Origin of the sequence: Vagococcus allomyrinae, from assembly GCF_017829975.1 — a bacterium.
Classification (GTDB): Bacteria; Bacillota; Bacilli; order Lactobacillales; family Vagococcaceae; genus Vagococcus_D; species Vagococcus_D allomyrinae.
Genome location: NZ_JAEEGA010000008.1, coordinates 99,880 through 112,714 on the forward strand (window position 1 = coordinate 99,880; position 12,835 = coordinate 112,714).

Consider the following 12,835-nt stretch of genomic DNA (forward strand, 5'->3'; position numbering starts at 1 on the left):
AAAAGAAGAAACAGGTTACTCCAATCAGTAACTTGTTTCCTCTTTTAATTGTTGACTGATCAGTTGATTGTACTCCCAAACAACGACTTCCATCGCCAATAACACATGGGAGAAAAAGCTATTAGCCCCTGAATTGTAGTCATCGTATTTATTTAAGTCCTTAATCTTAATCGTCAACTTCCCAAAAGCTCTTAAGGTATTCTCAATTTCATTGGTGAAGGCAATCACGGGAATATCGTTTTCGGTTGCAGTTCGCACCTTTTCGATAACCTTAAGGGTTTCACCTGATTTTGAGATAGTGATAAACACGCCAATATCATCCAAATTATTCTCAAAAACACCTACCGAGTCATTGCCAGTTGAAAACATGACCCGTTTCCCCAGGACTAATAGTTTTTTATGTAAATATTCAGCAATAATTCCTGAAAAACCGTTGGCGTAGACAAAAACAAATCGTTTATCTACATCGATTAAAGCTTGCGCCACCGCCTCAAAGACCGCTTTGGAATTCAACTCAAAAAGACTGTCATAGGAAAAGATATCAGCATAGGTTCCCTCTTGAATTTGATTTTTATCTTGGATCAATGGCATCAGCTTGTAATTCATGTCCACAAAGCCATTAAACCCTAGTTTCTTTGCCAAACGCATAATCGTTGAAGTAGACGTCAAAGTATTTGCTGCAACTTCGCGGATCCCCATCGTTAAGATAGCATCATGATGACGAACGATATAAGCTAAGACATCTTCTTCTAATGAGCTCAATTTTTTATTTTCAGCTAACTTTTGAACAATTGTATTTCCCATACTCACCCTACTCTTCCTTAGTGGAAATAATAACCTCACGAATCAAATCTAAGCTGGCTTCTGATGCTAATCGATTAGCGTACATCACATTAACAAATAAAGCATCCATGATACTCAATTGAGTAATTCGGGAAGCAAGTGCTTCTGGCCGAAAGGCGATTTCCTTTGATGTAGACAACAAACAAAGGTCAGCTAATTCTGCCAAAGGCGACAGTAAAAAACTAGTGACGACAATCAATTTGGCACCACTTTTTTTGACTTGGCCAGCAATTTGTAAGATGTCACGACTTTGTCCAGAGTGGGAGATTAACACTCCACAATCGTCTTCTGTCATGCGAGCGGCCTTCATTAACTGAATGTGACTATCGGTCTCACAAACAACATTTAATGGGGACCGCAGAAACTTGTGATAGGCATCCATGGCAATGACATTTGACCCACCAACACCAAAAAAAATAATTTGTTGACTCGTTGTTAATAGTCTAACAGCGGCTTCTAAGATCTCCTCTTCGAGTAGTTCCAACGTCTCACTTAATGCCTGTCGATTCGCCTCAAAAACCTTTTTAGCAATGCCTTTAGCTGAATCTGATTCGGAGATTCCTTCGTAAATTTGATGTTCCAAAGGTTTTTCCTGTTTTTTAAAAGTGGCCAAATCAATTTTAAATTCTTTATAGCCTTTGTAACCGAGACGTTGACAAAAACGAAAAACAGTCGATTCTGCCACTCCCAGTTGTCGAGATAAATCACCGATGGATTGATGAATAATCCGCTCTGGGTAATGTAAAATATAATCAGCGATTTGCTGTTCCTTACGACTAATATCCCGATAAATCGATTTTATTTTTAGTTCTATTGGATTTTGCATCTGATAACTCCTCTTGCTTCGTTTAACAAATTATAGCACGAAATCTCATCGGCTTCCTAGATTTCATCACAAAAGTCCGCCTGAAGAAAATAAAATCTTTTCCATCTTGAATAAAATAAAATTTTATTCTATAATGGTGATAATAAAATTAATTTACTTGGAGAGTGACAAGATGAAATTAGGCATTATCGGATTAGGTAAAATGGGATTAAACTTGGCAATCAACTGTCAACGTCAAGGACATGAGGTTATTGGAACAGACATTAGCGCAGCTTGCTTAAGTGCAGCTGCCTCAGAGCAACTAACCACCACCGCCTCTCTCAAACAGCTCATCGACGCCTTGCCAGAACGAAAAATTGTCTGGGTGATGGTACCCAACGGTCAACCATTAACAGATGTGCTAACTCAACTGGAGAGCTTGCTAAAATTGGGTGATATCGTGATTGATGGCGGTAATTCGAACTTCAAAGACTCTCAACTTCGGGGCAAACGCTTTGCTAAAAAAGGCATTGATTTCTTTGACATTGGCACTAGTGGTGGAACAAGCGGGGCCAATCATGGAGCCTGTCTGATGATCGGCGGCGACCAAACTGTTTTTAAAGAAATCGAACCTCTTATTCAGGCTATTTCCCTTGAAGATGGCTATTTGTACACCGGTGAGATTGGCAGTGGCCACTTTTTAAAAATGGTTCATAATGGGATTGAATACGGGATGATGCAAGCTATTGCCGAAGGCTTTGAGGTATTGGAACAGGGTCCCTTTGATTACAACTTAGAAGATGTGGCTCGCGTTTGGAATCACGGGTCTGTCGTACGTTCTTGGTTGATGGAACTGGCCGAGGAAGCCTTTAAAGAGGATGCTAAATTAGCTAATATCAAAGGGATTATGAATTCCTCGGGTGAGGCTAAATGGACCCTCGAAACGGCCTTGGATTATCAAATTCCAACACCCGTTATTGCATTATCACTGATAATGCGTTATCGTTCTTTATATGACGACACATTTACTGGTAAAGTTGTAGCAGCATTGCGCAATGGCTTTGGTGGACATGCTGTCGAAAAACATAACGACTAACTTGGAGGTAAGCATGACTTCTTTAATCATCAGCATCGATATTGGAACGACCAGTACTAAATCAACGATCTTCACAACAACCGGACACGCTTTAGCGTCCTTTTATCAAGGTTATCCTATGACAAAAGATGGCGGCGGCAGAGCAACTCAAGACCCAGAATCTATTTTCCAAGGGGTGCTAACAACCTTAAAAAACGCTTTGGATTTTAACAATACTAGAGAAAAATTAATCGCCGTTACCTTTTCTAGTGCCATGCACAGCCTGATTGGACTAGATGGCAATCATCAGCCACTTACGCCTGTTATTACTTGGGCAGATTCCCGGGCAAACCAATGGGCAGAACAGTTAAAGAACAGCCCTCAAGGCCCAACCTTTTATCAAAAAACCGGAACGCCCCTTCATCCAATGACGCCATTAAGTAAAATCATGTGGCTTAAGCAAGAGGAAAGTGACCTTTATCACCAAATTAAGCTTTTTACCAGTATTAAAGAGTATATCTTATACCGATTGTTCAACACACATCTGGTCGATTATTCAATCGCCTCAGGAACTGGGCTCTTTAACATCCACAGTTTGACTTGGGATCAGGATATTTTAAGTTTTTTGGAATTATCTGAAGAACGTTTACCAAAAGCAGTCCCTCCTACTACTCAACTGACTAAAATAAACAAAGCTTATCAAAAACAACTTGGTTTACCAGACAATATACCTTTTGTAATTGGGGCTAGCGATGGTGCTTTAGCTAATTTAGGAACTAATTGCATTTCATCAGAAAAAGCCAATTTATCAATAGGAACAAGTGCCGCACTCCGCTATACGGTCAGAAGCCCTCTTTTACATCAGACAGGTGAAACCTTTTGCTATTTATTAGATGAAGGCTATTGGGTGATTGGAGGAGCTGCAAACAATGGTGGTATGATTATCGATTGGGCTCGTCAATTAACTGCCAATGATATGAGTTATGATGACTTTATGGCTAAGGTTGAGAAAATCCCAGCTGGCTCCGATAATCTTTTTTTCCACCCCTATTTAAGTGGTGAGCGTGCGCCGATCTGGAGTGGCGATATCCGTGGTTCGTTTACTGGGCTTGCTCTTAGCCATACTGATGCTCATTTAATGCGAGCCATTTTAGAAGGTATTTGCTTCAATATTGCTGATATTTTTCAAGCATTAAATTCACTAACGGCCCAGCCGATAAAAATTTGTGCTTCTGGTGGCTTCTCTCATTCACCTACTTGGAAACAAATGATGGCTGACATTCTGGGGCAACCTATCACCTTCCCCAAAACTCACGAAAGTTCAGGTTTAGGTGCCATGATTTTAGCCCTTAAAAGCTTAGGATTGATTGCAAATTATGAGGAAAGTAATCATTTAGCTGTTTTTCAAGATCATTCAACCGAAGAACTTCTGATGCCAATCAAAACTAATCAACAACTTTATGTCAAACAATTAATAAAATATCAACAACTAAAAGAATTAACTAAATTGCAAACTACTATTTTAACAGACTGAATATCATTCAGTCTGTTTTTTTCTTGACAAAATTCTGACAACCCTTTAATATGACATTATAGGACAACGAACGACAAAATAGGACAAGGAGATTAACATGACATTTATTAAAGGACAGACGCGCTTTATTGTTTTAACCGCTATCCTCACCATTTTTAATGCACTGATTACCTTAATTACCCCACTTCTATTAAGAAACATTTACACCAATCACTATCAACTAAACTACCAGACACTGCGATTGGTTGTCGGTTGTATGATCGGTTCATTCCTCTTTCAATTCATTTTATTAATTTTTCGCGAAAATTTTGCCATCAATTTCAATCTAGAAACGAGTAAAACTCTCTACCGAAAAATGTTTGAGATGACCTATGACAAACTGCTAACATTGGAACCAACCTACTTAGTTAACCGACTATTGGAGGCAGTTATTGTCTTTTATCAATTTGTTACAAGCTCCTTCGTGACCATTTTAGGAAACGGGTTAGTGGTACTGATATCTGTCATCATTTTTAGTACGATTGATTCAGTTTTAGGCGTTCTGATGATCTTAATTCTACCGATAAATTATATTGGATATAAAGTCATTAATCAAAAGCTGCAACAAAAATCGGCCATTATGGCTGACAATAATGCAAGGAGTCTGAAAGAAATCTTAACCGTTTTCAAAAATACCGATTATCTTAAACAAGAAAGTGACTTTACTACCATTGAAACAATCATCACCCCTTCCCTATTAAACATTTACGAAAAGATGGCAGATATCAACAAATTTGCCCGGGGAACTTCTTTATCGATTGAATTACTCAATAGTTTCTTTCAAAATTTACTATTTTTATGGCTCGCCTTAGCCGCTAGCCAGAATGCCAACAATTTACCCAATTTAATCATTGCCAGTGTCCTATTTCCAATCTACTTTAATGCTGTGAAAAGCTTTTCCTCTGTTAATCTGGAATTCAGAAATCTCAAAGTAGCTCACGAGTTTATCAATAACGAGATCATTGGAAATAGCGAACAAAGCGGCCAACAAAGTCTTCAATCCGTTGAAGAAATTAAGATGGAGAATATCCACATTGAGATAGCGCAACAGAGCTTAAACCTCTCTGTTAATCAGACCTTTGTACCTGGTGACGTGGTTTACGTCAATGGTCCTTCTGGCGCGGGGAAAAGCACCTTGATGAAAGCGCTAATCAAATTTAGAAAGTCCAAGGGGATTTCATTTAATGGCATCCCACTTGAAAACATCTCCAATAGTTCTTTAAGAAAAAGGGTGAGTTATCTCTCCCAAGACAACACCTTACTGCCTGCAACCGTTCAAGATAATATTTTATTTGGACGTCTGTCGGTTGACGTCAATTGGCAAAAGTTCAGTCACTCCAGACTTTTATCACCTTTGTTAACAACCAAAGATTTAGATTCTATTCTATATGAAGGCGGTGCTAATCTTTCTGGTGGCGAAAAACAACGAATTGTCATTGCACGTGCTTTAGTTGAACCAGCAGATGTTCTCATCCTTGACGAAGTTACCAGCAATATTGATAAGCAGGCAGCTGACGATATATTAGCTACGATACTCGAGGCAACGGACACGATTACGTTTATCATTTCTCACGACAAAAGTCACCGGCAATTCTGTACAAAAGAAATCATTCTCTAACTTTCGTGTGTTATAATGTAAGGACTAATACGATGAGGGTGAAACCGTTGGAAAAACTTTATACTGTAAATGACATCGCGCAGATGACACAACTTTCGACACGTACCATTCGCCGCTATTTACAAAGTGGTGAGCTTCAGGGCAAAAAAGTGGGACATCAGTGGCGCTTTACCGAAAAGGATCTTGCTCGTTTTATGGATAATAGTACGATCATAACCGCGTTGGACGAAGCTGACGAACTCGTTTTTGAAGATTTTCGTCAAGGAAACATCTTGATTGAGCCCAATCTACCAAAAGCCTATGCCACCGTTATTTATTCTTTCCATAATGACGACGAACTAAAAAAATTCAAAGATGAGTTACTCTCCTTGTACAATGAAAAATACGCAAACCAGCATCATTCACTTAAAATAAGGGTACTAACAAAAAACCAACTACGCTTGACTCTCTTTGGTCCTTTAATTTTTTTAACCAATTATTTAGCTGAGATTAACCAGAAAGAAGGTCAATAATGTGTCGTTATCAATCGAAACAAAACGCTTGAAACTAATGCCAATAAACGAAAGCCACAGTTCAGCTTTGCACCATTTTTGGTCTGACCCAGCAGTGACTCAATTTATGACGATTGACCCCTTCGAAACTATTGAACAAACCACTGAAATGATCGCCTTCCTTGTAAAGAAAATGACCGAAGGCGAGGCCTCACGCTACACCATTCAATTAAAAAATACTGAAGAGATAATTGGAACTTGCGGGCTAAACTATTTGGATTATCAAAATAACCGCACAGAAGTCGCTTATGACTTAGGCTCCGCCTATTGGGGGAAAGGTTACGCTTTTGAGGCTCTCAGCGGTTTTGTTGAGTGGGTTTTACAAGAACAAAAGTTCCATCGACTTGAGGCAAAAATCGATCCAGATAACCTCCCTTCAATCAAACTTATTGAAAAACTTGGGTTTAAAAAAGAAGGCTTGTTACGAGATTATGAGAAAATTGGTCTACATTATTACGACGTCTTCATGTATTCCAAAATAAAAGAGCCAGAAAACGCAAGTCAATAAGCGTTTTCTGGCTCTTTTATCTTATAGCGATACAGCGTCTAGTTTAGGAAGTGATTTTTTTTCGTCTGCCTGCTCCTTTAAGGCTGTTAGTTCTTTAGCGGCATAGTCATCATAAAAAAGTTCTACTACCTCGTCTACGCGACCATAACTGTCTAGTAGTAACACCAGACACAGCTCATCTTCACTGTCGTTCACCAATATGGCAGCTTGCCCCTCAAGTGTTTGGCTCGTCTGATAAGTGCCTTTTTCAAAGTCCAACTCTTCCACAATGCTCAAATCCCATTCAAGGCGATTATAGGCCTGATCAGTAAGATAATCCATAACATAATAAAATTCATCTTCACGTTCATCTACTGGTAACAGAAAATAGCCGACGATTACATTCTCCACTATCTCCTCTACAGTAAACTTCATTTTATTGGTAAGTTCTTCAAACGTTTTAACATCCGTCTCTTGCCATCCCTCACCTACAACAGCTGTTACCCATTCCCAATCTGTCAATTCGACGAGCAAGTACGGTTCTTCATCACGTGTGATTAGATAATAGGCAATGTTATCATCAATTTGTTTGTAGATAATATCATACTCATAAGTTTCATCAGGATCAACATCGTATATATGCTCATTAAAAACATCTGTTGCCTCTGGGCTAACCCATGTTTCAACATACATCTCTCTTTGAGATTCAATATCATCTTCGTAATCCGTCTCTTCAATAAAATAAGCTAAAAAGGCATAACCTGGATCTTCAGTATCCAGCCAATCATCCTCATAATCTGATTCATCATCATAATACTCAGAGTCATCAGCGTAATCACGATCATCATCATTGGAAAAAAAACTGCCTAAGATCGACAATCCGATGACCCCAATAACGACAATTCGTAAAATGGTTCGCCAATCAACAGGTTTAGGATAGGTAGTCGTTCCAGCGTAGACAGGTTTAACCGTTGCACCTTTAAAACCAGCCGAATTCTGTAACCCTTTAACTAAGCCTTGATAGTCATTGGTCAAATTACTAAAATGTTTCGTGGCCTTGACCTGATCCTTGGCTCGATAAAACACCAATCCGACTAATAGTTCCCGCAAGTTATCTTCTAAATAATTGGTTTGGGGGTTTTCAATAAAGAGGCCATCTTCCAAAGAGATTTTTTTCTCTTTCAAACTAGTAAAAATGATTCGCAAAAACTTAGCTGTTTGGTTCTCCACTTGGTTTAATGGTGTATTAGGTGGTAATAAATGATCCGCAATGGCACGATTCGGTTCATTGTTCTGAACTAACTTTTCAAGACCACGCTTAATTTGATAAATTGCTGCTAAATTTTCCACATCTTGATCCGCAATTTGGTGGTCCGCCTGCCATCCATCAGTCGCATAAAAATAAGCAAGCAACCCATCTATCTCAAACGTTCGGCTATGCCAATCGGCTTGCCCAATTACCTGATATAGTTGTAAACGGCGGTCAAAGTAATCAGCCGCTTCTTCCTCTGGTAAATAAAGGGCCTGATCAAAAGAAAAATCGGGTAAAACATCTATTGCCATAAACCAATTAAATTCACTGGTCAGTTCATAAGTCGCTAGATCTAACTCATCGTAAAGATACCACAACACTTTTTTAGGTAAATAAACCAACTGACCCTTTAATACAGGTAAAAAGTTTTCTCTTATCTCAACAAACTCATCGTTTGACCATTGACGACGATAGCGGAAACAACTTTCCCACTCTTTCATGATTATCTTTCGTGGCCACTCAGCAAGTAGTTTATGAAGGTCAGCTAATACACGGCTCGGTACGGCTGCTTTTGCCGTCAGTTGATTAACTGAAGGGGCATTACTTTTCTCTTTTGCTTGAGGTTTTTCCCCCTTGATAACGGCCTCCTTTTTACTCGTCAGCTTTGTTGTTTCTTGCTTTTCATGTCTTTGTTGACGTCCCTGATTTCGCTGTTTGGCTGCTTCTTTAGCCTTTACCCAACGTTGCTGAACATCAGTCGCCGTATCTTTTGGCTCGCTTTTCTTCGCTAAAGCAGCTTCTTCAACTGGTTTCTCAACATGAACTGGAACCTCTTTTTTTAATTCAACCGATGATTCTTTTTCAATTAGTGGTTCACTTTGCTTAGCAGGCTTCACAACACGTTGCACACTCTCAACAGTTGTTTCGATTTGCTCGTCGACATCTCTTGTTCGATGTTCAAAGATCTGTTGAGGCCCTTGTTCTTCTATAAATGCAATAGCTTGCTTTTCAGCTAAAGCCAATTGATCATAAACAGCTTGTGATACTTCTTCTTTGGTTTCCTTATTTTTAAAGCGACGTACTTCACTGACATAGGCTTTCTTAATTTTTCCTATATCTTTTGTTGCTTCGATACCAAGTACTTCCCAAAACCATTCCATCGTCCTCACCTCATTTTTTAACTTAACTCGTATGCTCATTATACCGTGTTTCCTTTAGAAATACTTCCTATAAATAAAAAACCTTCAATAGTCAGAGGATCTTTGACACGCATAAATATCTGCATCTCAATCTAAGAAGCGCTTAGTATTAACTGCCTCGGTTCGGCGTGTTCCTTTAGATAGGCTAATGCTTCTTCAGGGTATTCATCATGCTCTAAGATCACGACAGTCATAACCCGTCCTAAATCATCTAGTATTAACAATAATTTTAACTCCATTTGTTTGTCACTAAAAAGGATTACTTGTCGCTTTTCGATCGTTTGGCTAAATTGATAAAAGCCAGATTCAAACTCATAAGACGCGATTGCATCCCTTTCTATCCCAAAACGTGCCTCTGCCTTAGTCCATAAAACGTCTTTATTAGCATCCAAATCTACTGACCAATTGTTAGTCTTTGGCAACAAAAAATCATTGATTATCTTCTTTATCAGTCGCTCTCTCGGTATGGTATAGAGGCTTGCTAGACCATCAATAGCTTCCTGATTTGCCTCCTGCCAGCCAGCTCCCATAACACTGCTAACCATGCTATACTCATCAATACCTAACTGTAAATAGGGCGTCCCATCACGTAAAATAAAATAACTGACGCTGGAATTGTTAAAAATCGTCAACAAGCTATCATACTCATGACGTTCAGGCTCGGCTAGGTTCTCATTTTTAGCATGCGTTCTAAATAACTCCACTAAATTTGAGTTAACACGCTCATCAATAAATTTTTTTCTTTGAGAAAATGTAACAGAGTTAGCTTTTGAATTTGGTAAAAAAAGGCGTTGGAAAGCCAAAAAAGTATTGGTTGATTCTCGTAGCAAATGACCTTCAGGTTCCTCAGTCGATGAATCAGTCCTCTCCGTTACGACAACTGATTCTACTTCTGGTTCCGGCTCCCCAAAAATTGAATAAATCAGACTAGAGAGACTGAATATTCCAATTGTACCAGCTAGTATCACCTTTCCCCAGTTTATCTTATTGCTCGCTTTTTTTGGAAGATTGACGTCATTTTTATGTTTAGTTTCGATGGCTTGTCCTTTCATTGCCTTAGAACCAGTCTAGGCAAGTTGTTAATCACTACTTTTCACTCAAATTGTGGTATCTTTGCAAGCTCTCATGTCGCTTCAAGCCACCAGCTGAATGAATCCAATCGTTCAATCAGACGATGTTACTCATTATTATACCGTTTTACCATCTAATAAGGAACGTTTTTTTAATAAAACTATCCTCATAAACTTATTTCTTTCGCTTATCAAAGTCGATTAACGTCAAAAAGTAGTTACGATTTTCATCGCAACTACTTCCGCCCCTTAGATCTAATCTTTTTCTCAGTGATTCAAGAGGAATCTTTCTATTTCAAGATAACAACGTCAAAACTAGCTAAACTCGTTTCCTTTGTCAGCATTTCACCTGATAACAGGTCTGTTTTCCCGATAAATTCAACTGGCAAATCTTGTGCTTTTTCTTGGAAATTTAAGATAAAAGTGAAAGTTTCCCCTGCCTTTTCGCGAGTAGTTATTTCTAGCCCACTGTCCTCCTTAGTCAACGATTTAATGTGAGCGGCCTCGGCGAGTTGTTCCACTATATGAGCAATCCCCGCCGGCTCTAATTGACTTCCGACATACCAGGCTTGACCTTGGCCAAACTGATTGTTTGTGACAACAGAGGTGCCAGCGTAAAAATCTGATTGGTAACTTGCCAATGAGTGGGCGCCTTCTAAATGAAGAATATCGCAAAGTAAATTGTTTTTAAAGACTGACCCGTCAGCAAAAACACTGTGGTTAAACTGTTCAGGTGCTAGTGCGTCAATTTCTTCCACCCAAATGCCCAACATGTTACGTAGCGGACCAGGGTAGCCTCCAAGATAAACATTATCTGATTCATTGACAATACCACTCATGAATGTTGTTAAGAATTGTCCTCCCTGTTGAACGAAGGCTTCCAATCGCTCAGCAAGCCCAGCTTTCACCAGATAGAGGACAGGGGCTACAACGACATCATACTGGCTAAAATCACTGTCCACAGAAATCATGTCTACCGCAATCTGCTTATCATAAAAAGCTTGATAGTACTGATGAATCTGATCCACATAAGTCAAATCTTTATTTGGTCCGCTGGTGTATTCCAACGCCCAATAGTTATCCCAATCAAAAATAATCCCTACCCGGCTCTTAGTTCGTGAGTCTAATAGTTGATCGCCAAGATTTGCCAATTCATGGCCGAGATCAGCCACTTCCTTAAACACGCGAGTATTTTCATGACCAGCATGGGCGATTACAGCACCATGAAATTTTTCACAGGCTCCAACAGAGCGTTTTAATTGAAAAAATTGGACCGTATCCGAGCCATGAGCCACTGCTTGATAACTCTGAGCCCGCATTTTCCCAGGACGTTTTAACGAATTATACGGCTGCCAGTTTTGTTGACTTGGTGTTTGCTCCATCAACATAAAAGGTTGTCCCTCTTTTAAGCCTCGCATCAAATCATGACACATAGCCGAATAACTTGGGGGTGTATCATAGCTTGGGTAGTTGTCCCAAGACACGATGTCCATCTCCTTAGCCCATTTGAAATAATCCAAGTTCTTATAGGTACCCATTAAATTAGTAGTGATCAGCGTCTCTTGATCAAACGCGCGAATCGCATCTCTTTCCATCTTGTAGTTTTCCAACATACTGTCAGAATTAAAACGACGATAGTCCAAAGAAATACCAGCAAAAGCTGTATCATCGTAGCCGATCCCCTCACTTAAAGCATTGGGTAACACAATCTCGTCCCATTCGTAAACCCGATGTCCCCAAAAGTCCATATTCCACGCCTCATTTAACGCTTCAATCGTTCCATATCGCGACTGTAGCCAAACTCGAAAAGCCTTCTCGCAGTTCTCACAAAAACACTCACCACCGTACTCATTATTGACATGCCAACACGTAACATTGCCATTATCACCATAACGTTCGGCCAATTTACTGGCTATTCTTCGGGCAAATTTTTGATAAACCAAACTATTAGGGCAAGCATTATGTCGTTGGCCAAATTTATGTTGGCGACCTTCATAATCCGTTCGGCCTACTTCAGGATATTTTTTAAACATCCATGCTGGTAATGCTGCCGTAGCAGTTGCCAAAACAATGTCATAGTTATCAGCAGTCAACATCGCTATAATTTTATCTAATTCACTAAAATCATACACTTCCTCTGAAGGCTGAATTTTGGCCCATGAAAAAATATTGACACTGGCTGAATTTATCGCCGCCTTTTTAAAAATTCGTAGATCCTCCGACCAGGTTTCCTCCGGCCATTGATTAGGATTATAATCGCCGCCATATAGCATTCTTTGAAACTTTTTCTGTGTCATAGATTTTACCTCCATAAATTTGTTATACTCTTATTATATAAGCTTTTGAATACTTTTGTATAAAT

General features: G+C 39.3%; 10 protein-coding genes. 5 read left to right on the forward strand and 5 right to left on the reverse strand.

The genetic code is table 11. The features are described 5' to 3' along the window. Window positions 1-24 precede the first annotated feature (24 nt). Complete coding sequence (locus I6N95_RS13110) at window positions 25-804, reverse strand: MurR/RpiR family transcriptional regulator (RefSeq protein WP_209528678.1); 780 nt, start codon at window positions 802-804, stop codon at window positions 25-27. A 7-nt stretch (window positions 805-811) separates the two neighbouring features. Continuing rightward, window positions 812-1,669: a MurR/RpiR family transcriptional regulator gene (locus I6N95_RS13115; RefSeq protein ID WP_209528680.1), complete on the reverse strand. Its 858-nt coding sequence runs from the start codon at window positions 1,667-1,669 to the stop codon at window positions 812-814. A gap of 172 nt (window positions 1,670-1,841) precedes the next feature. Between I6N95_RS13115 and gnd the strand changes: the two genes are divergently transcribed. The 5 genes from gnd to I6N95_RS13140 all read left to right on the forward strand — a co-directional run bounded on the left by gnd (window position 1,842) and on the right by I6N95_RS13140 (window position 6,973). Beyond that, a complete protein-coding gene (gnd, locus tag I6N95_RS13120) occupies window positions 1,842-2,744 on the forward strand; it encodes a phosphogluconate dehydrogenase (NAD(+)-dependent, decarboxylating) (protein WP_209528682.1) in 903 nt (300 codons plus the stop codon). Window positions 2,745-2,757: 13 nt separating this feature from the next. Then, the gene (locus tag I6N95_RS13125; RefSeq protein WP_209528684.1) at window positions 2,758-4,257 is read left to right on the forward strand and encodes a gluconokinase; all 1,500 of its coding nucleotides are present in this window, start codon (window positions 2,758-2,760) and stop codon (window positions 4,255-4,257) included. A 97-nt stretch (window positions 4,258-4,354) separates the two neighbouring features. Further along, window positions 4,355-5,914 (forward strand): ATP-binding cassette domain-containing protein, encoded by a 1,560-nt coding sequence (locus I6N95_RS13130; protein ID WP_209528686.1) that lies wholly within the window; start codon window positions 4,355-4,357, stop codon window positions 5,912-5,914. A 47-nt stretch (window positions 5,915-5,961) separates the two neighbouring features. Further along, entirely contained in the window at window positions 5,962-6,426 is a 465-nt protein-coding gene (locus I6N95_RS13135; protein WP_209528688.1) for a helix-turn-helix domain-containing protein, read from the forward strand. A 1-nt stretch (window position 6,427) separates the two neighbouring features. After that, on the forward strand, window positions 6,428-6,973 hold the full coding sequence (locus I6N95_RS13140; RefSeq protein ID WP_209528690.1) for a GNAT family N-acetyltransferase: 546 nt from the start codon (window positions 6,428-6,430) through the stop codon (window positions 6,971-6,973). Window positions 6,974-6,994: 21 nt separating this feature from the next. Here I6N95_RS13140 and I6N95_RS13145 read toward each other — a convergent pair whose 3' ends face one another. From I6N95_RS13145 to I6N95_RS13155, 3 genes are all read right to left on the reverse strand, one after another. Beyond that, window positions 6,995-9,364, reverse strand: a complete 2,370-nt coding sequence (locus I6N95_RS13145; protein ID WP_209528692.1) for a hypothetical protein — start codon at window positions 9,362-9,364, stop codon at window positions 6,995-6,997. A 131-nt stretch (window positions 9,365-9,495) separates the two neighbouring features. Continuing rightward, window positions 9,496-10,455, reverse strand: a complete 960-nt coding sequence (locus I6N95_RS13150) for a hypothetical protein (protein ID WP_209528693.1) — start codon at window positions 10,453-10,455, stop codon at window positions 9,496-9,498. Between the two features lie 308 nt (window positions 10,456-10,763). Then, window positions 10,764-12,770, reverse strand: a complete 2,007-nt coding sequence (locus I6N95_RS13155) for a beta-galactosidase (protein WP_209528695.1) — start codon at window positions 12,768-12,770, stop codon at window positions 10,764-10,766. Window positions 12,771-12,835: the final 65 nt, after the last annotated feature.

Coding starts and splice junctions, on each gene's coding strand:
- I6N95_RS13110 (WP_209528678.1), bottom strand. CDS start 804: ATGGGAAATACAATTGTTCAAAAGTTAGCTGAAAATAAAAAATTGAGC.
- I6N95_RS13115 (WP_209528680.1), bottom strand. CDS start 1,669: ATGCAAAATCCAATAGAACTAAAAATAAAATCGATTTATCGGGATATT.
- gnd (WP_209528682.1), top strand. CDS start 1,842: ATGAAATTAGGCATTATCGGATTAGGTAAAATGGGATTAAACTTGGCA.
- I6N95_RS13125 (WP_209528684.1), top strand. CDS start 2,758: ATGACTTCTTTAATCATCAGCATCGATATTGGAACGACCAGTACTAAA.
- I6N95_RS13130 (WP_209528686.1), top strand. CDS start 4,355: ATGACATTTATTAAAGGACAGACGCGCTTTATTGTTTTAACCGCTATC.
- I6N95_RS13145 (WP_209528692.1), bottom strand. CDS start 9,364: ATGGAATGGTTTTGGGAAGTACTTGGTATCGAAGCAACAAAAGATATA.
- I6N95_RS13150 (WP_209528693.1), bottom strand. CDS start 10,455: ATGAAAGGACAAGCCATCGAAACTAAACATAAAAATGACGTCAATCTT.
- I6N95_RS13155 (WP_209528695.1), bottom strand. CDS start 12,770: ATGACACAGAAAAAGTTTCAAAGAATGCTATATGGCGGCGATTATAAT.